Annotated in this window: 19 protein-coding genes; 13 read left to right on the forward strand and 6 right to left on the reverse strand. The window is 44.6% G+C overall.

Annotation, left to right across the window (positions count from 1 at the left end):
- Positions 1 to 108: 108 nt before the first annotated feature.
- The 3 genes from QUA42_RS06610 to QUA42_RS06620 all read right to left on the reverse strand — a co-directional run bounded on the left by QUA42_RS06610 (position 109) and on the right by QUA42_RS06620 (position 2,992).
- Positions 109 to 828 carry a cyanoexosortase B system-associated protein gene (locus QUA42_RS06610; protein ID WP_333136176.1) on the reverse strand — a complete coding sequence of 240 codons (720 nt, stop codon included), beginning with the start codon at positions 826 to 828 and terminating at the stop codon, positions 109 to 111.
- Complete coding sequence (crtB, locus tag QUA42_RS06615) at positions 828 to 1,703, reverse strand: cyanoexosortase B (protein ID WP_333136178.1); 876 nt, start codon at positions 1,701 to 1,703, stop codon at positions 828 to 830. The genes QUA42_RS06610 and crtB overlap by 1 nt, the downstream gene beginning before the upstream one ends.
- Positions 1,704 to 1,852: 149 nt before the next feature.
- Complete coding sequence (locus tag QUA42_RS06620; protein ID WP_333136180.1) at positions 1,853 to 2,992, reverse strand: DegT/DnrJ/EryC1/StrS family aminotransferase; 1,140 nt, start codon at positions 2,990 to 2,992, stop codon at positions 1,853 to 1,855.
- Positions 2,993 to 3,198: 206 nt separating this feature from the next.
- Here QUA42_RS06620 and QUA42_RS06625 point away from each other — a divergent pair, with 206 nt between their 5' ends.
- From QUA42_RS06625 to QUA42_RS06635, 3 genes are all read left to right on the forward strand, one after another.
- Positions 3,199 to 4,236, forward strand: a complete 1,038-nt coding sequence (locus tag QUA42_RS06625) for an NADP(H)-dependent aldo-keto reductase (protein ID WP_333136182.1) — start codon at positions 3,199 to 3,201, stop codon at positions 4,234 to 4,236.
- Positions 4,237 to 4,426: 190 nt separating this feature from the next.
- Complete coding sequence (locus tag QUA42_RS06630; RefSeq protein ID WP_333136183.1) at positions 4,427 to 4,615, forward strand: hypothetical protein; 189 nt, start codon at positions 4,427 to 4,429, stop codon at positions 4,613 to 4,615.
- A gap of 497 nt (positions 4,616 to 5,112) precedes the next feature.
- Entirely contained in the window at positions 5,113 to 5,448 is a 336-nt protein-coding gene (locus QUA42_RS06635) for a hypothetical protein (RefSeq protein WP_333136185.1), read from the forward strand.
- Positions 5,449 to 5,650: 202 nt separating this feature from the next.
- Here the strand turns inward: QUA42_RS06635 and uvrB are convergent, their stop codons facing one another.
- Entirely contained in the window at positions 5,651 to 7,663 is a 2,013-nt protein-coding gene (uvrB, locus tag QUA42_RS06640) for an excinuclease ABC subunit UvrB (protein ID WP_333136187.1), read from the reverse strand.
- A 184-nt stretch (positions 7,664 to 7,847) separates the two neighbouring features.
- Here uvrB and QUA42_RS06645 point away from each other — a divergent pair, with 184 nt between their 5' ends.
- Positions 7,848 to 8,330, forward strand: a complete 483-nt coding sequence (locus QUA42_RS06645) for a hypothetical protein (RefSeq protein ID WP_333136189.1) — start codon at positions 7,848 to 7,850, stop codon at positions 8,328 to 8,330.
- Between the two features lie 900 nt (positions 8,331 to 9,230).
- On the opposite strand, the gene urtA is transcribed toward QUA42_RS06645, so the two are convergent.
- Complete coding sequence (urtA, locus tag QUA42_RS06650; RefSeq protein WP_333136191.1) at positions 9,231 to 12,158, reverse strand: urea ABC transporter substrate-binding protein; 2,928 nt, start codon at positions 12,156 to 12,158, stop codon at positions 9,231 to 9,233.
- Positions 12,159 to 13,398: 1,240 nt separating this feature from the next.
- Positions 13,399 to 13,815 carry a DEAD/DEAH box helicase gene (locus QUA42_RS06655; protein WP_333136193.1) on the reverse strand — a complete coding sequence of 139 codons (417 nt, stop codon included), beginning with the start codon at positions 13,813 to 13,815 and terminating at the stop codon, positions 13,399 to 13,401.
- A 311-nt stretch (positions 13,816 to 14,126) separates the two neighbouring features.
- On the opposite strand from QUA42_RS06655, the gene QUA42_RS06660 reads away from it, so the two are divergent.
- From QUA42_RS06660 to QUA42_RS06700, 9 genes are all read left to right on the forward strand, one after another.
- Entirely contained in the window at positions 14,127 to 14,324 is a 198-nt protein-coding gene (locus QUA42_RS06660; RefSeq protein ID WP_333136195.1) for a hypothetical protein, read from the forward strand.
- A 1,072-nt stretch (positions 14,325 to 15,396) separates the two neighbouring features.
- A complete protein-coding gene (locus QUA42_RS06665) occupies positions 15,397 to 18,540 on the forward strand; it encodes an ABC transporter transmembrane domain-containing protein (RefSeq protein WP_333136197.1) in 3,144 nt (1,047 codons plus the stop codon).
- Between the two features lie 209 nt (positions 18,541 to 18,749).
- The gene (locus tag QUA42_RS06670; protein WP_333136199.1) at positions 18,750 to 20,558 is read left to right on the forward strand and encodes an HlyD family efflux transporter periplasmic adaptor subunit; all 1,809 of its coding nucleotides are present in this window, start codon (positions 18,750 to 18,752) and stop codon (positions 20,556 to 20,558) included.
- Positions 20,559 to 20,617: 59 nt separating this feature from the next.
- Positions 20,618 to 21,088: a HetP family heterocyst commitment protein gene (locus QUA42_RS06675; protein ID WP_333064312.1), complete on the forward strand. Its 471-nt coding sequence runs from the start codon at positions 20,618 to 20,620 to the stop codon at positions 21,086 to 21,088.
- A 404-nt stretch (positions 21,089 to 21,492) separates the two neighbouring features.
- The gene (locus QUA42_RS06680; RefSeq protein WP_333136201.1) at positions 21,493 to 21,768 is read left to right on the forward strand and encodes a hypothetical protein; all 276 of its coding nucleotides are present in this window, start codon (positions 21,493 to 21,495) and stop codon (positions 21,766 to 21,768) included.
- A 76-nt stretch (positions 21,769 to 21,844) separates the two neighbouring features.
- On the forward strand, positions 21,845 to 22,120 hold the full coding sequence (locus QUA42_RS06685; protein ID WP_333136204.1) for a hypothetical protein: 276 nt from the start codon (positions 21,845 to 21,847) through the stop codon (positions 22,118 to 22,120).
- 322 nt (positions 22,121 to 22,442) lie between these two features.
- Positions 22,443 to 22,688, forward strand: coding sequence for a hypothetical protein (locus QUA42_RS06690; protein WP_333136207.1), 246 nt, complete (start codon positions 22,443 to 22,445; stop codon positions 22,686 to 22,688).
- A gap of 40 nt (positions 22,689 to 22,728) precedes the next feature.
- A complete protein-coding gene (locus QUA42_RS06695; RefSeq protein ID WP_333136209.1) occupies positions 22,729 to 23,049 on the forward strand; it encodes a TonB-dependent receptor in 321 nt (106 codons plus the stop codon).
- A gap of 142 nt (positions 23,050 to 23,191) precedes the next feature.
- Positions 23,192 to 24,958, forward strand: a complete 1,767-nt coding sequence (locus QUA42_RS06700; RefSeq protein ID WP_333136211.1) for a GNAT family N-acetyltransferase — start codon at positions 23,192 to 23,194, stop codon at positions 24,956 to 24,958.
- Positions 24,959 to 24,977: the final 19 nt, after the last annotated feature.

Consider the following 24,977-nt stretch of genomic DNA (forward strand, 5'->3'; position numbering starts at 1 on the left):
AACAATAATATTTTTTCAGGGTGGGTTGAACCCGTATCTTTACTAGGAAGCAGTTGATTGTGGCAAAACCCGCCCACTCCCTAGGCCGATTTATTTGCACCTACCTGCTTACTGAAACCGAAAAGTTTCTGTAATTAATTTAGCCTGGATACTTTCAGCAAGAGATTCCAGCAATGGTTGAGCTATCTTAATCTCGCCCTGCGGTTGAATGGGAAGGATGATACTGACAGCAACCCAAGAGGCGCGGCGGTTCGACAGTCTAGCAATGCTGTCTTCCCAAAACCAGCGGCTGGTTGTTGGAGAACCCCCGTTAGGCCAAGCGTACCACTGCACGACAGCAAAAGTTTGTTGGGAAGTCCAGCTTCGGAAAAACCTCGCCTCGACATTAGGCGGTGGCTGGCCGGGTATTGGTGCTAATTTAACTGTAAACCTCAAAGTGCGATGAGAATCGGTTTGCCATCGGTGAAATCCATCGATATCTAGCCATTCTACTTGGGGCTGGTTTTTGGGGTAATTTTGAGGCAACAGCAATAAAATGGCAATTGTTTTATCCTTTTTAATTTCTTCCACTAACCATCTGTGAGCGCCAATTTGGACGTTATTCTGAAGGCCTATAACCTGCCACCCAGGAATTTTTATCCCGTTTTGGCGCAAACTTCTTAATTGCTTGAGGTTGGCAAGGGTTGGCGGGTTTGTCCAAGGCCACCTTCCCGTCGCGTAGCCCGGAATTGCTACTGCCCCAACCAATACCAGCAAAAACACCAGTACCATAATTTTAGATAATTGATACCGCCGCAGTAGTTTCTGTGCTGAAATCATCTGTTTCATTAATTGCCAGACTGACTTGGGAAATACTTTTCCATCCCGTTGAGGAGAAGTACCAATAACCCTAGTATACAAGCAGAATACAAATCTCCTCCCCATCCGGCGTGTAGCCAATTAAAAAGCGCCTCTCTGTCGGTTCCGTGAAAGTAAGTTAGCAAAGTATTGCGAAAAATGTTGGAAGTGATGCTAATAATGGATGTAATCACTAAAAACAAAAGACTTTTTTTGCTAGAGTTCCAAACTCCCGTCCAATCCAGCAGAATTAAGCTGACGTAAAGACTGGTAAACAGCATTTTTAAGCCGGCACAGTGTGGAGCAACTTCTACAATGCGCTCGTTTACGTACAGATAAATTTCTTCCACTCTCACTTTGATACCAATCTTAATTAAGATCCAGCCTGATGCTTCAGCAATGAATTGCTGTAAGGGCAAGGCGTAGGGTTCTATGAGGTAAGGAATGTGGTTCGGCGAGGCCAGAAATACGAATAAAAGCGGCATCGCCTGCAATTTCAAGCCGGGAATTCCTTTTAAAGATAAGCAAATGCTGGCCAGCATTACGGGGAGGGATAAATTTACTAAATCGCTCAAGCGACTCAGATAAAAAAGCGTGGCTAGTACCAGCAAAAAGCCTGCCAAAGGATGCGGTGAGTTGGGCAAGCTGCGCCAGCACTTTCGGTTCATCCAAGCAATATAAGCTGCGTAGGGCAAACCAATTAGTCCGTGGCTGAAATATTCGTGTTCGAGGCTGATGCTTTTGTTCAACCAGCCGTCGTACCAGTGTACTAGCAGGGGGGCGTACAGCAGCACTAGGAGCACCGTGATACCTTCCCCCAGGAGGTATCGCTTGAAAACAATGCGAATTTTGCGCTGGATGTGCATGGTTTGAGAAGTTTTAAGATTGCCGCGCTGGATTCGCAACGCTTTCGGGTTTTAAGGTGTGAGTTAAAGATTTGTTAATTCCACAGCAAAACGCTTTGAGAACCGCACCTTACTGCTTGAAACACCTGCAGCATAAGTTTGATGAACAATTAGCAATTCAATGATAGTACGATCGCCCGAACAACTTGCTCGATCTGAGTATTGCTCAATCCGGGATACATTGGCAATGATAAAATCTGTTGGCACAGGGTTTCTGCGTGGGGGAAGTCGCCCCGATTGCCTAAGTTTTGGTAGGCGGGTTGCAGGTGGCAAGGTAGGGGATAGTGTATGCCTGTTTGAATGCCGTGTTGGGCCAGTTTTTCCTGAAGGGTGTTGCGGTCGATCGAGCTTTCCTCAGTAATTTTGATAACATAGAGGTGATAAATGTGACCGCTGCTGCTGTGGTTGGCGATCGGTACAATGCCTTTGTGTTTCAATGGTGCTAGTAGAGTATTGTAGTGTTGGGCGGCGTCGGTGCGATCGCGATTCCATTTTTCTAAGTAAGGTAATTTAATATTGAGCACGGCAGCTTGCAAATTGTCGAGGCGGCTGTTGCTGCCAATTTCTGTGTGCAAATATTTACTTGGTGCTCCGTAATTGCGGAAAGTTCGCATTTTTTCTGCTAGTTCTGCATCGTTAGTAATTAACATCCCACCGTCGCCAAAAGAACCGAGGTTTTTGCTGGGATAAAAACTGAACGCTGCTGCTTTGCCAATGGAGCCCGCGCGGTATCCTTCTCTTTCGGCTAAGTGTGCTTGGGCGGCATCTTCAAATATGATTAAATCGTGGCGGTTCGCAAAATCTAAAAGCTGCCGGGGCGATACCATTTGACCGTAGAGGTGTACGGGAATAATTGCTTTAGTTTTCGAGGTAACTGCTGTTTCGGCTGCTGTGAGGTCAATCAGGGCGGTTTCCGGGTCACAATCTACAAGTATAGGTATAGCTTTGGCTTGGAGGACGGCGATCGCGGTGGCGATAAAAGTGTTAGCAGGTATGATAATTTCGTCGCCCGGATTAATGCCGCTAGCTTGGAGTCCCAGAGCGATCGCATCAGTTCCACAAGCGACTCCTACGCCGTATTTTACTCCTGAAGCTGCTGCAAATGCTGTTTCAAATTCTGTCAGTGATTGACCTAAAATAAAGTCTCCTTCCTGGATGATTTTTCCCATAGCTTCTGCTATTTGGGAGTGGATTGGCTGGTGTTGCAGGGAGAAATTTACAAACGGAACTTTTGGCTGGCGGTTACTCATAAACTCTCGGAACCTAATTATTTATATTAACATTTAAGGGCAAATAGCTTTTAAAATATTTTAACCGCCGAGGGCGGATAGTAACAGAGGCAAAAGGGGAATTTTTACGGAAGAGCTGCGCCTCACGAACTTTTTTTGACTCAGGAAATAAATGAAATTTTTTCGGTAATATAGAAGCAGAGAATTGTAGGACAAACATCAAAATCATGGAATACAAAAAACTCGGCGACAGCGACTTATCAGTATCGGAAATCTGTTTGGGTACGATGACTTACGGCCAGCAGAACACCGTTGAGGAAGCGGCCCAACAGCTCGATTTTGCGATCGATAGAGGCATCAACTTTATTGATACGGCAGAAATGTATCCCGTCCCTGGAAAGGCGGAAACTCAGGGAAAAACAGAGGAATATATCGGCGAATGGTTGGCGAAACAGCAGCGGGATAAAGTCATTATAGCGACTAAAGTGGCGGGCAGAAGCACTCGATTAAAGTGGATTCGGGAAGGGAAAAATCAGATCGATCGCCCAAATGTCGAAAAAGCCCTGAATGACAGCCTGAAGCGCCTGCAAACCGACTACATTGACCTGTATCAGATCCACTGGCCCGATCGCTACGTACCCCTATTTGGTGCGCCAGATTACGACATCGCCCAAGAGCACGAAACAGTACCGATTTTGGAACAGTTAGAGGTATTTGCTGACTTGATTAAAGCTGGGAAAATCCGCTATTTGGGTTTGAGTAACGAGACGCCTTGGGGAGTTTGCGAGTTTTGCACGTTGGCGGAAAAACACGGTTTGCCGAAGGTTGTTTCGATTCAGAATGCTTTCAGTTTGAGCAATCGGACATTTCACCTAAATTTAGCAGAAACTTGCCGCTTTAAGAATGTGGGATTGATGGCTTACAGTCCTTTGGGGTTTGGGCTGTTAACGGGTAAATACTTGAATGGAATTCCCGAAAATTCAAGGTTGGCTTTATTTGCGGGATTCGGTCAGCGTTACGATAAAACTAATCTGAATGATGCGGTGAAAGCGTATGTTGAGATTGCGGGGAAACATGGGACAAGTCCGGCGCAGATGGCTTTGGCGTATGTGCGATCGCGCTGGTTTGTGACTAGCACAATTATCGGTGCAACAAGCCTGGAACAGTTGGAGGAAAATATCGGTAGTTTGGAGGTTAATTTGCATCGGGAGATTATAGCGGAAATCGATGCGGTGCACGCTAAGTATCCGAACCCGACACCGTAAGTTTATTAGTAGGTTGGGTTGAGGTAACAAAACCCAACTTACCACTTTAATATGCGAAAATTACATAGACAGAACTTACGCACTCCGCCCAAGAAACCGGGTTTTTTAGTGAATCTGCCGGCTGTAACGAAGTTTTATCGCAAAAAACCCGGTTTCTGAGTTCCCCTGCGTAAGTTTTAGTTGAGGAAGTTTGCAACTTCTGGTTGGGAAAAAGGTTTTTGAATGTGATCGCACTCACGTATTAGATGTGCTGAGAGGTTTTCTTCAGGAAGTGATGCAGCTAGCTGTAGATAAGGGTTACATCACGCTGGAAGAGAAGGAGGAATTTATTGGTCCGGCTTTTGCTAGCAGTACGGATGCTGTGGTATTAGGCAAGTAGTTGGTTTGGGTGGTGTTTTGGGCGATCGACCTTTTTTATATATTGCTGAAACTCATTACCCTATCTGCCCGCGATCGATTCAATCGGCGCTCAATTCTTAATAGATATTTAGGTTGAGTTGGCATCCACTTTACGCATAACGCGGTACACTGCGCTATTCAAGCGTATTAGATTAAAGTGGCATCGGAGGCAGACAATCGGATGTTTAAATCTCCGTAATAAAGAAAACAAACGGTCTTATTGATCCCTTGACAAATCACCTTGCCAGTGTTAAATTCTTAAAATACAAGCTCAAACAAAACTTCCTCACATTGCCAAGTGTAAGAAAGACAACGCTTTAATGTCTTGTAGTTTTTGCAATAGCAAATCATATCTGATACGGAAAAGGCCCGCCTGAAGTAACGATTCAGACAGAGGCCTTGCTTTAGCTAGCAAACTCACGGTGGTTTGACATCTCAACTTCAGACCACCACCAGTTAACGTAACTTTTGAAATATATGTCCCATAATTATACTCCACAATGCGAGTCGTTGTACACCAACCTTCGGCAGACTAAGAAAACCCTCTCTGCTTTAGCCGAGTCGAACCGTGCTTTGGCGGAGTCGTACCGCGATTTGGCGGAAGCGTACCGCCGTCTGCTTGAGGAAAACGAAGCAAAGGATAAAACTATAAAATCCTTTGAGCAAAAAGACCTGGAACGGCAACAAGAGCTAGAATTTTGTAAAAAACAATGTCGCGAACGTGATTGGCAGCCTAATGCCTGGGATAACGATGGTTCATCAAATGCAGATTGTGACGATCGCGAATATGCAGCATACCGACTAGGAATCTGATAGAAAGTACGATCGCCCTTCCCATCCAAAAAATACGACAATGGTAAAGGGCGATCGCACTTCACCTAAATGCTTAATGCGATCGCACTTTTTCGTGTTTTTCCTGCAAAAACTCTGCAAAGTCGCAGACTTCAGCAATTCATCAGCGTTTATCTGCGTGCATCTGCGGTTAAAAATCCCCCTCAATTCTCTGACAACAAGCTTAATGTCCCAATAGCTTATCCCGCAAATGCTTAATCCGATCGCGCAACTTACCTGCCTCCTCAAACTCCAACTTCTTAGCCGCCGCCTTCATCTGCGCTTCCAACCGCCCGATTAACTGAGGAATCTCATCCAAAGATAACTCGTTTACCTGTTCGTAAACCTCCTCCAACTGCTGAGAATTCAGCTTGCGCGACACATCCAAAAATGCCAAAATCGCATTACTCGATCGCTTTTTCGCGATCGGCTGCGGCGTAATCCCGTGCATCTTATTGTACGCTAGCTGAATCCCCCGGCGTCGATCCGTTTCGTCGATCGCCTTAACCATACTATCCGTCAAATTATCCGCGTACAAAATAGCCTGTCCCTGAACGTGCCGCGCCGCCCTTCCGATTGTTTGAATCAACGAACGTCCCGATCGCAAAAACCCCTCTTTATCGGCATCTAAAATTACCACCAGCGAAACTTCCGGCAAATCCAAACCTTCCCGCAGCAAGTTAACACCAATCAATACATCAAACTTACCCTCCTGCAAATCTTGGATAATTTCGATGCGTTGAATGGACTGAATTTCCGAGTGCAAATACCGGACTTTAATAGCCCTCTCCTGCAAATATTCGGTTAAATCTTCCGCCATCCGCTTCGTTAAAGTCGTCACCAAAACTCGCTCGTCCCGACTTACTCTCTCCTTGACTTCCCCCAACAAATCATCAATCTGTCCTTCCGTCGGGCGCACGAAAATTGTCGGATCTACTACTCCGGTAGGGCGAATTACTTGCTCTGCAACTCTGCCTTCAGATAGCTCCATTTCCCAATCCCCAGGCGTAGCAGAAACAAAGATGCACTGATTTTCTTTTGCCCAGAATTCCTCTGCTTTTAAAGGGCGGTTATCTGCCGCGCTGGGCAAGCGAAAACCGTGTTCGATCAATACTTTTTTGCGCGCTTGGTCGCCGTTGTACATTCCCCGAATTTGCGGCACGGTGACGTGAGATTCATCTATCACCAACATCCAATCTTTCGGGAAATAATCAATCAAACATTCTGGCGGTTCCCCCGCATTTCTCCCTGCTAAATGCCGCGAATAATTTTCGACTCCGTTGCAGTAACCTACCTCGCGCAGCATTTCCAAATCATAGCGAGTGCGCTGTTCCAACCGCTGAGCTTCTAATAGTTTACCCTGTTTTTCAAATTCTACCAGTCGGTCTTCTAATTCGAGTTCTATCCCTTGACAAGCAGCCTCTAATTTATCTTCTGCCGTGACAAAGTGGCGCGCTGGATAGATATTTAAAGCCGTTGAACTTTGCAGAATTTTACCTGTTACCGGGTCAACGTAGCGAATCGCATCGATTTCGTCGCCGAAGAATTCAACGCGAATAATTCTATCTTCGTAAGCGGGACCAATTTCCAAAACATCACCTTTGACGCGAAATTTGCCTCTGCCTAAATCTATGTCGTTGCGGCTGTATTGAACGTTGACTAAATCTCGCAAAACTTGTCGCTGGTTGACTTCCATTCCTACTCGCAAAGGAATAGCCGCTTTCAGGTATTCTGCGGGCATTCCCAAACCGTAGATGCAGCTAATTGAAGCAACTACAATCACGTCGCGGCGTTCAAAGAGCGATCGCGTGGCTGAGTGCCGCAGCATATCGATCTCGTCGTTAATTGCTGCTGTTTTCTCAATGAAAGTATCGGTGACGGCGATGTATGCTTCAGGTTGGTAGTAGTCGTAATAACTCACAAAGTATTCGACTGCATTGTTCGGGAAAAAATTTCGCAGTTCGTTGCACAGTTGAGCTGCTAGGGTTTTGTTGTGTGCTAGGACTAAGGTGGGTCTGCCGACTTTTTCAATCACCGAGGCAATGGAGAAGGTTTTGCCCGTACCTGTAGCACCGAGTAAGGTTTGAAATCGATCGCCCGCTTCGATGCCTTTGACGAGTTGCTCGATCGCTAGCGGTTGGTCGCCTGTGGGCTGGAAGGGCGCTTGCAATTGAAAAGATGCTGCCGCAGTTACCATAGGAAAATGTAGCTATTACCCATAAATCTTAACAAAAATGCAGAGATTCTGCAATTTCGTTAAAAAAATAGTTAGACTTTGTAATATTATTTTAATCATCGGCCGAAATAGAAAGCAGAAAGCCAAGAAAAGCAGTTGTCCGCACCCAGCAATCAACGTCCAAAAATAAGCGAGGAAAAGAATTATGGATACGAGCAGTACAGGTACAAGCAAAGGCAAAGCGCTCGCCCGCCGCGGCAAAGGCAGTTCAAAAAGCCAACCGACACCACCCACGGATGCCAAAGCAACAGGAATTCAACTTTATCGGCCGCAACACCTGCATGACAACCGCCCCGTCGGCCCGGACGATTTTACCATCAGCGAGACCGTCTCGATTTCGGGGAACCGCCCGATCGGCACTAGCACCCTGCACATCAGCGAAACCTACGGCATTGTAGCCAATCGCCCAGTCGAATCTAGCGACTTTGAAGTGGTTGCCACACTCGGCAATCGCCCGATCGGCTCCAGCGCCATGCAAGTCAGCGAAATGTTCAGTATGTCCGGTGCCCGCCCTATAGCAATCAGCACTCTTCACATTGATGAAGTTTACTCGACAATGGGAGGAAATCGACCAATTGCCTCAAACGAAATTGACGACAGCTCGACCTTAATGGGCTTCTTAGATTAATTAGTCATTGGTCATTAGTTATTAGTTTTTCGCTGTTAACTAATGACTAATCAATTTTTTTTATAGAAGTTATTGAGGAACCGGATCGACCAATTGAATCGTCTCAAGTGATTTATTTAATCCTGCCAATTTTAACAATCGGCGTTGCTGATTTATGGTATGAACGACTCAATCGGCAAAAATTGAAACAAGCGCTTCAGAACATCTTCGGAATTTCCAACTTATCTATTTTCATCCCGTGATTCAGCAACACCCTAGAAGGCGTTGCTGATTTAGGGTATGAACGACTCAATCTGCAAAAAATGAAACAAGCGCGTCAGAACATCTTCGGAATTTCCAACTTATCTATTTTCATACGGTGACTCAGCAACGCCAACAATCTTTTCGCCATTGTTAAATACATCAACTGGGTCATGAAAAGCACGAGCGAAAAAGCGCTACAAATCTCTATTCCTAATGTGGTCACAGGTTAGCCAAAGAACTTGATCTCGCTGGCAAAGCGAACTACTCAATCCACAAAATCTCACTTTTTAGTTACAACAAGAGTGTCTGATCCGTTGGCAGGAGAGCGATTAAATATTAAAATATTTTTGGTAAGTGGTAACAGTTCTAGCAGAAGACCTTCGGCAGAAAACTATCCCAGCAATAATTTCAACAATTAATAACATCCTCAGCGTCTTCGCGGTTGCTATAACTGTTAAGAATTGACAAAATTTAACAGTTCATATTTCACATTTGAGAGTTCAAGGGCTAATGACTACTGATATCGTTTGCGGTTGCATCGGTATTGTTTAAATGTCTAAACAGTCAGTTGTTCCGAAAGCATAATTTTAGTCAACAGTCAACAGTTAACACTCAACAATATCTTGCTCGTGCAAACAGAATATATATGACTAATAACTACTTCCCCAGGCCCTGATATTTGCTCAATAAAGCAGCAAAGCGCTTGTAATCCACAGGCTTCCTCACATACTCCGCCGCTCCCAATTCCAACCCCTGATTTTGGTCGTCCAAAAAAGTTATCATAATCACTGGAATATCAACCAAATCTCGATCGGCTTTCAACGCCGACAGCACCGCCCAGCCGTCCATACTTGGCATCATCACGTCCAGAATAATCGCGTCCGGCAGCAAATCCTTAGCCAACATCAGCCCCCCTTGACCGCTAGCCGACGATCGCACCCGAAATCCCTGTTTCGACAAGCAGCGGGTCATCAAATCCCGCGCGTCCGGATCGTCGTCAATCACTAGGACAGTAGCAGCATTGGGCAGCTCCAGCGCTTGCGATCGCACTGCTTTTTGCTTCGCTTCAGTCGATTCTGCACTCGTTTCTAAATTGTCGGAAGACTTCGGCTGCATTTCTGCGGTTTCTCGATCGTCCTGCGCTTCTTTCGGGCTTGTAACCGCAATCGGCAACCGGATCGTAAAACTAGAACCGCAGCCAAACTCGCTATCAACCGTAATGTCCCCCCCCATCATCTGGCAAAACTTCCGGCTAATTGTCAGCCCCAAACCGGTGCCGCCGTATTTGCGGGTAGTAGAATCGTCGGCTTGAGCGAAAGCTGCGAACAGCCTCGACACCTGATCCTCAGTCATGCCGATGCCGGTATCGGTTACTTGAAAGACGATCGCAGGCTGTTGACACCGAGAAAAAGCTGCCGAGAGTTCTTCGGAATTGTCGAGCGGCAAAACCTCCCCTTCTTCTTTCCAAACATTAATCGTAATTTTGCCTTGATCGGTAAACTTAGCAGCATTGGTCACCAAATTCAACAGCGCTTGCCGCAGCTTTGACAAATCGGAGTATATCGTGCCAATATTGCGATCGCAATTGACCATCAAAGTATTGCCATTTTTCCCTAGCTGGGGTTGAACAGTAGTGACAACCTCCTCGATCAAATTCCACACCTCAAAAGTCTCCAAAAAAAGAGTCACCTTTCCTGCTTCAATTTTAGAAATATCCAGGATGTCACTAATAATGGTGAGCAACTGCTTGCCTGCCATATTAATGCTTGCCAAATCCATCACAAACTCTTCTTCGCCGAGTTCCAGAGCCTCTTCTTGCAGCAGCTCGCTGTACCCAATAATCGCATTCAAGGGAGTCCGCAACTCGTGAGTCATATTTGCCAAAAAAGTGCTTTTCGCCCGGTTAGCAGCTTCGGCAGCGTTCTTAGCAACTTCCAATTCGCGCGATCGTTCCTCTAGTTGCCGCTGCCGCACTTCCAAACCGTTGAGCAAACTGCTAATTTGCTGAGCCATTGTATTGAGAGTAGAAGAAAGCACCCCGATCGCGTCATTAGAAACCACCGGCGATCGAGCCGTCAAATCACCGCTCGCCATCTGTTCGGCAGTTTCCCGCAGCAAGCCGAGATTCCGAATAATTGCCGACACCGACACAAAAGCCACTATCCCCGCGATCAAACTCAAACCCAAAGCTGCCAGCAGCCAGTGCTGAGTGCGGCTCGCCACAAAGAGAGTTTGCTGCACCAGCACCGCCATTGCGGCTTCAGGAACCCCCGCCGCCGGAGCTGATGCAGCGTCCATTGTCAGCAAATAGTTCTTCATCTCCACAGAACCCATCCACCCAACTCCCACCGCCATCCAAGTTATCAGCACCAAGATCACAAACAGCCCGCTCAAAGACGCCCGAGTTCCCAGAGCAATTCCCCTCGTAGCCAGTGCCGCCGCCCAAGGATAGCCTTTGAGAAAAGGATCTGGCCGAACCGGTGCGCCGGAATTCCAAATTTCCTCGATTTGACCGTCCAACCTCACCTTACCAATCCGTACTGTTTTCCAGGTATGCTGCGTTTGGGCATCTATTTTTACCTTGCCCGAGGGCGCTGCAAACTCAATATTTTTAGCAGCAGCCCTGACTTTAACCACATCTGTCGAACCAGCTTTTTCTACTGCTTGCTTCCACAGGTAAACGCCCAAATAAGCCGCTTCGATGGGGTCATCGGTGACTCGATTTTCCCCGTATCGGGCTTTATAAGCCTTGACAAATTTACGATTTTCCGGTGTATCCACCGTTTGAAAATAGTTCCACACCACCAAATGTCCGGCTATATTGGACGGCCCGATCGCCCGCACTTCTTCTTCTGCTACGCTGACCGACATCACTGGCAAATCATCGGGTTTCACGCCAGCTTCCCGCAACTTTTGGAAAAAAGCCACATTGCTGTCCCCGTTGAGAGTGTTGAGGATAGCATCTGGTTTCACTGCTAAGATATGTGCGATCACCTCGCCCACTTCCCTCGATCCCAGCGGCAGATACACTTCCCCCGCTAACTCTCCCCCCTGTGCAGCCAGTTGAGCTTTCACAATCCGATTTGCCGTGCGGGGAAAGAGATAGTCAGAACCCAACAGGAAAATTTTCCGCTTCCCCTGTGCCAGCAAGTAATTCACCCCAGGCACAATCTGTTGGTTTGGGGCAGCACCAGTGTAGACAATATTCGGACACTGTTCTAGCCCTTCATACTGCACCGGATAGAACAGCAACCCTTTGCCCTGGTCGAAAGCCGACTGTACAGCTTTGCGGCTCGCCGAAGTCCAACAGCCAAATACCACCGCCACCTGAGCTTCTAAGAGCAATTGCTTAGCTTTTTGAGCAAAAGTTTGCAAATCGCTGGCTCCATCTTCTATAACCGCTTCCAAGGGGCGTCCGAGCACCCCTCCTGCCGCATTAATTTCCTCAACAGCCAACAGCGTCGCATCTTTAACAGAAATTTCGCTGATGGACATCGTGCCCGTCAGCGAATGCAACACACCTATTTTGATCGGCTCACGAGTCGAGCCGGCTGCTGCGAGGGGTTTACTGCTCCTTGATCCCATAGGGTTTTAGATAATTTTTACCAAAAAATGGGGTTTAAAGCCCCGCACTTAAGTGCAGCTTTTATCTAGGACTTTCCTTAATAAAAAGTGCTGAGGTTTGATATAATCATACCATGATAGTAAGACAAGCCAAGCTAAAAAACGGAACAAGAGACCAATACTGTGCACTTGATGAAGCCATCCGAACAGGCGAGTTCATTAGAAACAAAGCTGTCAGATTTTGGATGGAGAACGCAGATGTTAGTAAGGCCATCTTGTACGCACTCGGCAAAGATATTGCCTGCATAGCGCTTTCGCGAAAAAGCTCTAGTCAGCCGCCCGTCAAGCCAGTGCGGAATGCGCTTGGGCTTCTCTATCTAGCTTCTATAGCCGCTGTAAAAAAGGCGAGAAAAGGAAGGGTTATCCCAAATTCAAAAAGCACTGTCGCTCTGTAGAGTACAAGGTGTCAGGCGGGAAACTAAGCTGTTGCACATTTAAAGTGTGATACGAGCATTACCCTTGTTTTTGATTTTTCGATCCCATTTAATTATTAATTGTCCTTATTTTAAGAGGCGAGGCCATAAATAATCTAGCTCTTCAATTGATGTGATGTAAATAGCCTATCGGTAATACATTCTTTGGTCTAAGGCAATACTAATTCAATTAAGTTATAGTCTCGGCTGTATTTTGGAATAAATTATAAACAAAAATCACGCATTTCGGTTTCATTTTTTTTAGGTACTCTTCTTTCTTCTGAAAACTATAATTATCAAAAAAACTCACTATTTTTGCTTTGTTTTTAGCCACTTGTGAGGCTTAATTACCTGTTTATACCCATTCATTAATTAGCTCTTTATGAAAAAAATTTAGCACTTGATAAAAATTATGTGAATTACCTTTATTGATAAACTCTACCCACATTTTTTTATCTGAATACCTCACTCCTATCATTACATTAACTATTCCCTTTCTTCTGTCTCCTCTGACATTTTTTCGGATGCCTTTTTTACACCTGTTCTTTTTTGGGGTGACTCTTAAACTAAATCCACTCTCCTACCCCAACCCGACCTGTAATCGTTCTGTAGTTAATTTTTCTATTTTAAAATATTCCGCTATTTTTATTTTAAACGCTTTTATTTCGGGATTTCTCTGGGAATCTAGGCTATACTTTCCCCAAATGTAAACATACTTTTTTTCTTTAATATCCTCCGAACTTGTCCTCCACTTAATGTTATTCCTGTGGATTCCTCTAAGTATGTTGCTAGTCTCTGCGAGAGCATCTCATATTTGTAATAACACTTCTTCTGGCTCCTTCCTTCTTCCTCTTTCCTCGCAGCAAGAGAGCCTCAAAACTCCAATTTCTAGCTTGGCTGCTTTCATTGAGATGCTCCCGTCTCTGCGCTGTCCATCTGACAAAATCATCTCCTAATTCTTGAGGGTCTCTTTCTATGGTTGTTAATAATATTTCTATCAATCCCGCTTTCAACAGTGTCGGTAATTGAAAATACAAAGAATTGCCACTGCCCGTCGGCATGACAATCATCATATCCCGTTTTTGTAAAGCAGCTTCCACAATTTCCTGCTGCCCCGAGTTCAAAGAGTCATAGCCAAAAAAATGTTTGAGCACTTGTTCCAGGGACAGTGGCACAGAAGATGTTGGCGGATGAGACGCTGACATTTGCAGTAGTTGGTTGTTGGATTCTACAGTCTTTCATGCTTTTGGAGAACAAATACACTGAGTGCGATCGCACAAAATTCGTTAAGCAGAGAAACGGATACTTTTAATCGGGGTTTAGACCCATAGTGATGGGTAGGGATAGTGATGGGTAGGGACCCTCACAGAAGTCACCCCCAAATGAAAGGCCGTTATCAACAGTAGAATTTTCCACTTTACTTTAATTCGTTACATACCTAGGGTAAGGTCATCTAATTTGGTATAGTATGAACTTGACAAATCAAACAATATCAGCATAAGTGACATGGTATAATATGAACTTGACATCAGAGCAAGATAAGTGTGATAACACCAATACGGTCGTTGAAAAACTCAAAAAATTAAGTTTTATGTCGGAAGGATTTGATACTCAATCTGCCGAGACAAAGAAAAGTTTTCTGGCTCATAAAAAGCCTACAAAAGTAGCATTGGTTGGAGCTATTCAACAGAGCTTACTGGAGTATTTTGGATAGTTCAAATACCCAATAATAGAGCGGACTAAGAAACATCAACTCACAGACATTATCGCACGAAAATTCGTTAAGTCTGGTCTGCTCCAGTTGCTGCCATTGTAGTTCTTTACCAGCCTCGACTAGGGGCCGGACTTCAGAGTGTTGTTATGGTTGTCCGGATGCGTCATCTTTGGAATCAAGCTACCCGTGAAGTTTAGTTTTATCTGATTTGTTTACACAGTGATGCTCAACTTTTAGGTCGAGCTATCCAAAAAGATTCGGGGATGGAAAACCAGGCTCACTGGACAGGTTTATTATACTTTTGCAGAAGATTCTTGCGGCATTCGCTCTTTCCACAGTCGCCATAATTTTTCTCTCCTCCGGCGCATTGCTCTCAGTGCCCTCAATCGCGAATCGGCTTACAAACGTAGTCTCGGATCAAAAATGAAGCGGACGGGTGTGGACAACAATTATATGATTAGAGTTTTCCGTTCTTGTTTCATTGACTCTACATTAGATTCCTCTGAGTCCTTATGTCAAGCAGGATTGAGCTGCTTTTAGCCTGGGTCGCATACCCAGATTAGATGGTAAATTAATTGCTTGAATTGCTGCTACAAACTAACAGCAATCAATATTTCTTTACCATGATCGGGCCTTGGACTTCACAAACCAGCGTCGAAAATTAATGGTTTTTTGAATCCTGAATGTAAATTTTTGCGTATATATACGTATACCGGGCACAACATTTGCCTGCCCCAGCTTCACAGAATCTTCATAATTATCCGTAATAGTACGGTAGGTTTATAAAGATTCGGTAAAGATTGCCCTTACAGGTAGCCAAAATCACGATTTTGTAAGTTAAACTGGGAGCCAACCCAAACCACACTTACGTAATCACCACACAATCCTGAAAAAACGCAATTTTATATATCCTAAAGGCGTTGAAGGGATGTCGTAACTAAGGGGTATTCGTCGGACATATCGACAAACAGTTTTTAAGCCAACTAGGTTGCAACTAAACCAATAAAAATTGCTCATAACCGGGTTAGTGGTAATTCAAAAAAAATGTTTCAAGTTTTTAACAGGGTAAGTTATGAAAAAAAAATTAGGGGTTGAAAATCACATTTTTAAAACCCGAGAAGCCTTGGAAAATTTTCCGGCTATTCAGAAAATTTTCGAGGAAGTCGGTGCAGGACCGACATTAGTGACGAAATTAAATACAGCCTGTGAAATTTGCGAGTTTCAGCTCGGAGATGAAATCACTCAATATCAAACATCAGATAGCAACAATTTCGTTGAAAAAGAACAGAGCGATCGCAATTTTTATTTAGTTTGCGAGGGAAGAGTCAGGCTGCTAGCGGTAGAAGCGTCTCAACAGCAGGAAATTTCGGCGGTGGTACTGGAAGTCGGAGCAATATTTGGGACAGATAACCTATTTATTGAAAGCGGACTGCCTTACAGGGCCATTGCGGCTGGCACTTGCCAAATCGGTCGAATTGCGGCCACCACATTGCAGGTTATTTTAGAGGAATTCCCGTTACTGCAACAGCACTTGCAGCAAGAATTAAAACAGCGAAATCGCTTAATGTTTTTCAAAACACAAACAGATTTGCGATCGCTCGCTCCCCACCAACAACAGCTTCTGTGGCCGCACTTACTTCCTTACATAGAAGAAAGCCGAATTTCTGCCGGAGTTTCCCTCGCTGAGCATTGCCAAAACTCCAACAATCATTTTTGGCTCCGCAGGGGTCAAATTCAAGGTCAAGCACCGCCAATTCTCGGCAGTAACTGGGAACATTCAGATGTAAAGAGCGACTGGATAGCGGTAACAGACCTGCTAATTTACCAGCTTAGCAGCGAACAGTGGCAAATCGCCAACGCCACAATTAGTTCCGAAAGCAATTCCCGCCCTAAAATCATCCGCAAACCTCCAATTTTAAGCTTAGTAACGCCGCCCCAAGATGCCAGCTCTACCTCACCAACCGAGCCATCAAAATTAACCGCAGTTGCTCAGCAAAAACCCGCAACCGGAATCATCAGCTTTCCCAAACCCAAGCAGCGGCGCTGGTTGAGCAGCAGACACCCATTCATTCAACAACAGAGCTCAGCAGATTGTGGAGCTACTTGCTTAGCCATGATTAGCGAATATTGGGGTAAAAAATTCAGCCTAAATTACTTGCGGGAATTGGCAGAAATTGGCCGCAGTGGCGCGTCGCTCAAAAGTCTGGCAAAAGCAGCGGAAAGGATGGGATTTCAAACCCGTCCCGTGCGAGCTTCTTTAACTCCGCTGCGGAATCAAAATCCCTGGATTGCTCACTGGCAAGGCAATCACTACGTGGCAGTTTACCGCTTTAAAAATCAACAGGTTTTAGTGGCCGATCCGGCGGCTGGCAAGCGGTGGATGAGCATTAAAATTTTTACAGAAAATTGGACTGGGTACGCCCTAATTTTAGACCCGACAGCGGAACTATACCGCAATCATAGTGCCGAACATCAAGGCATTAAAATTAAAGATTTTGTTGGCATAGTCTGGCCCTACCGCGCTGCAATCGCCCAAATTCTCATCCTCTCCTTGTTGCTCCAAATATTTGGTCTAGTTACTCCCCTATTTACCCAACTAATTCTCGACCAAGTGGTTGTCAGCAAAAGCATAGTAACTCTGCACGTTTTTGCGCTCGGACTGCTGCTGTTTAGTGTTTGGCGAACGCTGTTGGGTGCAACGAGACAGTATTTGCTGGATTATTTGTCGAACCGCATTGACCTGACTTTAATTAGCGGCTTTATCAGTCACACTCTCAGTTTGCCGATCAAGTTTTTTGAATCTCGTCAGGTGGGCGATATCTTGACCCGGGTTCAGGAAAATCAAAAAATTCAGGCATTTTTGACTCGCCAAGCTATTACGGCTTGGTTGGATGCTTTGATGGCTGTAGTTTACATCGGACTGATGGTTTACTATAACTGGCGTCTGGCGTTGTTGGTGCTGGCGTTGATTCCGCCGATCGTGATTTTGACTTTAGTAGCAACTCCGTTTTTGCGAAAAGTGTCGCGGGAGATTTTTACCGAAAGTGCCAAGCAAAATTCATCTTTGGTGGAAATGATTACTGGGGTGGCGACGGTTAAGGCAACTGCTGCTGAGCGAGAAATGCGCTGGCGCTGGGAAGACCAATTAACCTGCATGATTAATGCTAAATTTCGCGGGCAGAAGTTGGCTAATTCTTTGCAGGTGATCGGGGGTGGGATTAATACTTTGGGGAGCACGGCTTTGCTCTGGTATGGGGCAATGCTGGTGATTCAAGATGATTTGACGATCGGTCAATTTGTGGCTTTTAATATGATGATTGGGAGCGTGATTTCTCCTGTGCTTTCAGTGGTGGGACTTTGGGATGAGTTTCAAGAAGTGCTCGTTTCGATCGAGCGTTTGGATGATGTATTCTCGGCCCAACCGGAAGAAAGCCTTTACAAGCCAATGCTGGTGCTGCCTCGCATTCAGGGAAACGTCAAGTTTGACAATGTTTCTTTCCGTTATGCTCAGGATGAGGAACGCAATACGCTGCAAAATCTTTCCTTTGAGGTGCAAGCTGGAGAAACTGTGGCAATTGTCGGCCGTAGCGGTTCCGGTAAGAGCACTTTGGTGAAGCTGCTGCAAGGTTTCTATTATCCAGAAAAGGGGCGGCTGACAATTGACGGCCACGATATTCGCCACATTTCTTTGCAGTCGCTGCGAGTTCAGTTGGGTGTTGTTCCTCAAGATTGTTTCTTGTTTTCTGGAACGATTTTGGAAAATATTACGCTGTATAAAAACGGAAACGATGCTGCTTCTGCAAGTTTGGAACAGGCGATAGAAGTTGCGAAGCTAGCAGAAGCTCATGCTTTTATTCAAGATATGCCACTGGGTTATCAAACTCCTGTGGGGGAAAGGGGAACGAGTTTGTCGGGGGGCCAGCGACAGCGAATTGCGATCGCCCGCGCTCTTTTGGGAGATCCCCGGATTTTGGTTTTGGATGAAGCAACTTCTTCGTTGGATACGGAGTCTGAGCGCAGGTTTCAGCAAAATCTCGCCCGCATTAGTCGCGATCGCACTGCGTTTATTATCGCTCATCGGTTGTCTACGGTGCGTAATGCCGATCGAATTTTGGTTCTAGACAAAGGCATTTTAGCCGAACAAGGCAACCACGACGAATTGATGGCTGAACGCGGACTTTACTATCACCTCGCTCAGCAACAACTCGATATTTAAGTCATTAGTCATTAGTCATTAGTCATTAGTCATTGGTCATTAGTCATTAGTCATTAGTCATTAGTCATTAGTCATTAGTCATTAGCAACCAACACAAGGCTAAAAATAATTTTCACTTACTCCAGACTCCTAACTTCTGACTGACGACTCCTAACAACTGCTAACTGCCAACAGCCAACAGGCATACAGACTAACTTGGAGGAAATACAATGTTTTCACAAGATGAGAAAGAATTAGACCACGCTCCTAACGAAATAGGTGAAGTCTATGGAGGCGTAGCTTCTAGGCAAGAAAACGAACCCCGAAAAAAAGACCGATCTTTAGAAGTTGTCGAATCTAAAAATCGCTCTTCTCAAACTCATGACGGTATCAATATTGCCAAATTACAGTTACGGCAGCCTGATGCGAATAATTGGTCTACTTCTTTGCACTCGGTACTCGACCAGCCACCAGTATCTTTTCCGCAGCGTTTGATATTAGGAGGAATGGTTTTTTCCGTAGCTTTTGGAGCGTGGGCAACTTTGGGAAAAATTGACGAGGTTGGTCATGCTCAGGGCAAATTAGTTCCCAAAGGCGCTGTTTACAAAATTCACCCGACGGAGACGGGAAAAATTATTAACCTCGCTATCAAAGAAGGTCAAAAAATTAAAGCTGGACAATTATTGGCCGAATTAGACCCGTCGAATGCCCAGAGCGAGGTGGAGCGTCTTGATAAAATTCTGCACGCTTATCGGATTCAATTGATGCAAGAGATGAGTTCGATCGAGAGAACTCGACTGGAAGCGGAAGCGAGCCAAGCTATTGCTGCTGCAGACCAGCGGGGGGCTGAAGCTGCGATCGCCCGTGCTCGCGCTTCAGCCGCCACTACGCAGTCTCAAATCGAGCAATTGCAAGCAGATTTAGTGTCTCAGCAAGCCCGCCAGCAACAACTCAAACCTCTGGAAAAGAATGTGCAAGACTTGCTCTCGCAACTGAAAACAGATATTAACTCGCAGCAAGGGCGGCGCGATCAGGTGAAACCGTTGCAACGCAAAACTCAAGAATTGCTGGTGCAATTGCAAGCAAAAGTAACTGCTCACAAAGAGCGGATCGCGCGTCTCAAACCTTTGGTAGATGAAGGAGCGCTGTCAAAAGACGTATTGTTTCAAGCAGAGGAAGCTCTGCGAGAAAGTGAAAATGCGGTGATTAGAAGCCAGTTGGGGGAGACAACTCAGGCTGACGATCGCGCCTTTGAAGTCGAGCAAACCGTTCGCGACAGGCAAAGTGCTGCCATCAGGAGTCAACTGTCTGATGCAACTGGGGTTAAGGAAAGGTTGTTTGAAGTCGAGCAAAGTTTGCGCGATCGAACAAGCGCCATTTCTCAAGCCGAAGGTGAATTAACCCAACAATTGGCAGAAGTCGATCGACTGCAAGCCGAAGCCGCCAGCAAACAAGCCGCAGCGCGCCAAACGCAGTTAGAAAAAGAGCAAAAAATTCAGCAGTTGGAAATGCAATTAAATCAAGTCAAATCCAAAATTGCCGAAACCCAAACCCTGCTCGATCAAGCAAAAAATAAGCTCAAACAAAGATTTCTCTACGCACCCGTCAGCGGAGTCATTTCCGCACTCAACATTCACAACACTGGCGAAGTAGTTCAACCGGGCCAAACTATTGCAGAAATGACTCCGAATCAGGCTCAGCTAGTGCTGGAAGTGAATTTGCCGAACCGAGAAGCGGGATTTGTCAAAACCGGAATGCCGGTGCAGGTCAAATTCGATGCTTTTCCTTATCAAAATTACGGCGTCATTCCGGGAAAAGTTTTATCTATTTCGCCCGATGCCAAAACAGACGAGCGATTGGGTGTTTTTTACCGGGTGGAAGTGAGTATCGATCGAGACTCAGTGAAAGCCAAAAACCAAACCTGGAAACTCAAAGCTGGCCAAACAGCTACTGCGGAAATAGTCATTCGCCAGCGCAGCATAGCCGACATTTTGCTTGACCCTCTCAAGCAACTACAAAAAGGCGGCATGAGTTTGTAGAACTTAGTTAAGTGGTTGTTGTCCTTTGTCACTCTCTATACACAAAACAGGATAAAATAATGACTTCCCAATTCCACCATTCTGCCAATCATTCCCAAGTTGGAATCAAACCCGAACAATTGGATGAGATAATTTCAGCGATTCTGGCAGGAAAGTATTCTTGGGCTTGTTTTTTACTTTTGCGGTGCACGGGTTACAACCCTCTCGACTATATCCCTTACCGTACTTCCAACCGCTTGCTTAAAGAAAACAGTCAAATCAGCAAGTCGAGTAAATCGGAAACTAAGTCTGCATTGGGCAAAATTGCTGATTTAGATCATCTGGAGGTGGTGAGGGAAAAACGAGCCGGAGTTGGAGGGGGTTATGTAACTGAGGCTTTTAGCGAGTTGCACTCAGATACCAGAGGTTTTGGACTTGAAGTCAAGGAAGGGCAATATCTCGCGATGCAGAAGGTTGAGTGTTTGCCAATTCCCAGTCAAGGATTTTTTGCTGGATTTAAGACGCGCTTGTCTAATTGGGCGGGTAAGTAATTTAGTCGATAGACCGACAACCCGATTGCGGGCGTTGGGTGTACCTGTTTTTTGGTAGACTCACCGCGGGCGATCGGGTTTTTCAGTATCCAATATCCGCACTTCCGATAAATCTGCCAAAATGGCAACCTTAGCCCAATTAATTACTTTATACTCAGAAACCCGATTTTAGCTATTGTGGATTTATACTTCTTTGCGATCGATTTTAATACAGTTAGCCCTCTGTTTAGGCAATGCCAGTCCTACTCAATTTGATTGAGTAGCCTCCCTTTTTCGTTTTCAGTGCCTGTCAAAATTAATCTGCCAAAATGGCAACACAGGTCTGATTAGCCTAGCTATATTAAATACAGAACAGCCAAAGGCTGCTTCTAGCAAACAACTCACAAACAACAAGGACAAAAGCCATGATTATTTCTGACCTGAATTACTTGGAAACGGCTGAAAATTCTGCTGTAGTTGGTGGTATCTTTTTCGGCAGACTCAACTCAAATGTCAACGCCAAACTCAATGTTAAGGAACGCTTTGACGTAGACAAGATTTACACGCAATATGTTGACGTTACGGGCAATCTAGCGACAGCTCAATCTGAAGCTTTTGGGAAAAATACCTCCACCCAAATCTTTACTACTGTTGTAGAAGGTAAGTATTCTGCCTCCACTGGATTTTCGGCTGCTAGCTAGCATATAACTCCAATTCATACAGAACAACCAAAGGTTGCTTCTAGCAAATAAATCACAAACAACAAGGAAAAAAGCCATGATTATTTCCGACCTGAATTACTTGGAAACTGCTGAAAGTTCTGCTGTAGTTGGTGGTATCTTTTTCGGCAAACTCAACTCCAATGTTTATGCCAACCTCAATGTTAAGGAACGCTTTGACGTTGACAAGATTTACACGCAATATGTTGACGTTACGGGTAATCTAGCGACCGCTCAATCTGAAGCTTTTGGGAAAAATACCTCCACCCAAATCTTTACTACTGTTGTAGAAGGTAAGTATTCTGCCTCCACTGGATTTTCGGCTGCTAGCTAGCATATAACTCCAATTCATCAAGTCACTTGGTAATTGGAATAAGTAGGTGGGCAGAAACAATTCTAACTATGTGGTTTGTAGTAGGGCTTCAGAGTTCAAGCCCTACTAATAACTTAATAAAGAGACTTGAGGTTTTATTACAGAGTTGGCTTGATTCTAACCGCCTTACTTAGATGATTTACGTAGTTGATTAATTGGCTTTTATACAAGTAATTAACTGACGCAATCTTGTTTTAAATGAAGCCGTAGGTAATTACCATCTACGACTCACAAATTTAGGATTTATCCAATTTTATAATCAACAAAAATCGGTGTAAAACTCATGACTGACTATAAAGTTGTTGTCAAACGCCTAGTCTCACCCGATGGTAAAGTTATTGCTGAGGCGAAAAGCGTAGTCCAAGCATCTGGCGATGATCGAGGTGAAATTAGTCAAAGCGTTTCTGTAAAAGTTTCATCTGCTAATAGCTCCAGCAGTTACGCCAAATCGAGTTCTAGTAGTTCTTCTTCATCTAGTTTTAGCAGCACTTCATCAACATCTAGTTACTCTAGTATATCTTCAATTTAATAATGAAATTTGTCTGCTAAAAAGTTTTCGTGATACTGCCATGAAATATTGCTTAATTATCTCTGACTTAAGTTATTTAGAACCCATTAACGAAAGCACAGTTATAGTAGGTGGTGGCAATGTTTACGCGGATACATTCGCCACAACAAAAGCAGAGCCTGGATATGCGATCGCTGTTGCAGGTGGATTTGCCATTGGTAATCAAACTTATACAAATACTGTAACCAACACAACGGTTAAAGACTTGGGTAGTCTTGAGTATAGTAGAGCAAATGCAGCAGCCACAGCCTATGCAAGGACTGGAAACCAAAGTGCTTCATCTACAATTCGCAGTACTTGTATTTCATTTTTTGGGCGTTAATAGTCTCACCCGATAGGAAGATGATCCATACTGCGATTTTAATGTTGCACAAGATACTTGTTAGACCTCCTCTCAGGAGAATTAGGAGTATCTAGTCTTAATGGACAAATATGGGAAGTATAATTGGTGAGGGAAAAATCATATGCAGATTGAGAAAATTGATGATTTTGAAACATTTAATAAAATTAGAGAAAATTGGAATTCTGTATACGCTGCTGATCATCAGGCTCAGTTCTTCCTATCCTGGATTTGGTTATCTGGATGGTTGCAGATGGTGTATGAGCCGTGGTTCATATTAGCTGCAAAACCAGATACCCATGATTCATCCTATGTGGCTTTTTTTCCTCTAAAAACTTTATTAACCCACCAGGATGGAGGCGGCTTTGAAACTGAAATCTGCATGGCCGGAAATAGCATGGCAGATTACACAGGACTTATTTGTCTGCCTGGTTATGAAGCAGAAGTAATTCCTGCTTTTGCTGCTTACATCCAGAAAAAGTTAGTATGGTCGAGTTTCAATATAAAAAGTATTCTAGAAACAGATACACGGATGTCTCTATTTTTGAGTAATTTCTCTGCCGATAGTTTTGAACTCCGTCAACTCCGCATTCAAAGTGTGAATGAAGAAGAACCCGATATTTATCTTGCTCCTTATGTTTCATTACCAGATGACTGGGAGCAATATCTGCAAAACTACGTCGGTGTCAATACTCGCCAAAAAATAAGACGCTTTTTAAGGCAAGTTGACAGCTCTAACGAGTTTTATATCACCCAAGTTGACGCAGAGAATTTGGAATCTCATATTGAGATACTACTCAAATTCTGGGAGTCCAGATGGAAAACGCAAAAAGGAGATACCTGTGAGGTAATTTTGGGTTACAATCGCCTTATTTTACGTCATTGTTTTGAAAATAACTGTCTGTATCTTTCGGTTCTGTGGAAAGGAGACAGACCTTTAGGGGCGATCGCCAACTTTGTTGATTTTCAGCAAAAATCCATGTTATTTGTGATTACAGGTCGCGATCAAACCTTTAAAAATCCTCCACCTGGGCTTATCCTCCATGCTGATGCGCTCCGATACGCCATTCAAAATGGATTTAAAGTGTACGACTTTTTAACGGGCAATGAGGAATATAAGTATTCTTTTGGAGCTAAAGATCGCCACATTCAGCATATCGTAGCCACATACAAGAATGGTCAGAACAGACAACAGGATGTTAGGGATCTTATTTCTTTAGCACTTCAGATCGCTGTTCGAGATCATCGATTGAACCGACTCACCAAAGCTGAGCAGCGATACCATCAGATTCTGAAAGCTCAATCAAATCACCCAGAAGCACTCTATGGACTGGGGGTGTTGATGAGGCAAAAAGGCGAGTACAAAACTGCAGAAAATTTACTGAAAAACCTGCTTCAGGTGCAGCCAAACTCTATCAAGGCTTTATTTGGTTTGGGGAATTTATATCAAACTCAAGATCGGTTATCCGAGGCGATAGAAACCTATCATCAAGTCTTAGCTCTACAGCCTGAGGCGATCGCCGCATACAATAACCTTGGCTATGCTCTACAGCAGCAAGGCAAATGGGAAGATGCGATCGCCTACTATCAAAAAGCACTAGAACTAAAGCCTGATTGCGTTGAAGCTGAGGTTAACTTAGCCAATGCACTTCATGCTCAAGGAAAGCTCTCCTTAGAGAAACAAGCTCATTACGCGGCAATGAACAATGATTTAGGCTCCAAATGTCAACAAGTAGGCGATTTAAAAACAGCGATCGCCTACTATCGCCAGTCCATCTCTATGAAACCAGATTTAGCAGAGGCTCACTATAATTTGGATCTGGTGCTGCAAGAACAAGGTGAATATCAAACTGCAAGTACCTGCGAGCGAAAAACTCCTATACCTGCTTAGTCCACAAATGAGTTTTGAT

It is taken from the genome of Microcoleus sp. Pol11C2 (assembly GCF_036701505.1).
Lineage (GTDB): Bacteria > Cyanobacteriota > Cyanobacteriia > Cyanobacteriales > Microcoleaceae > Microcoleus.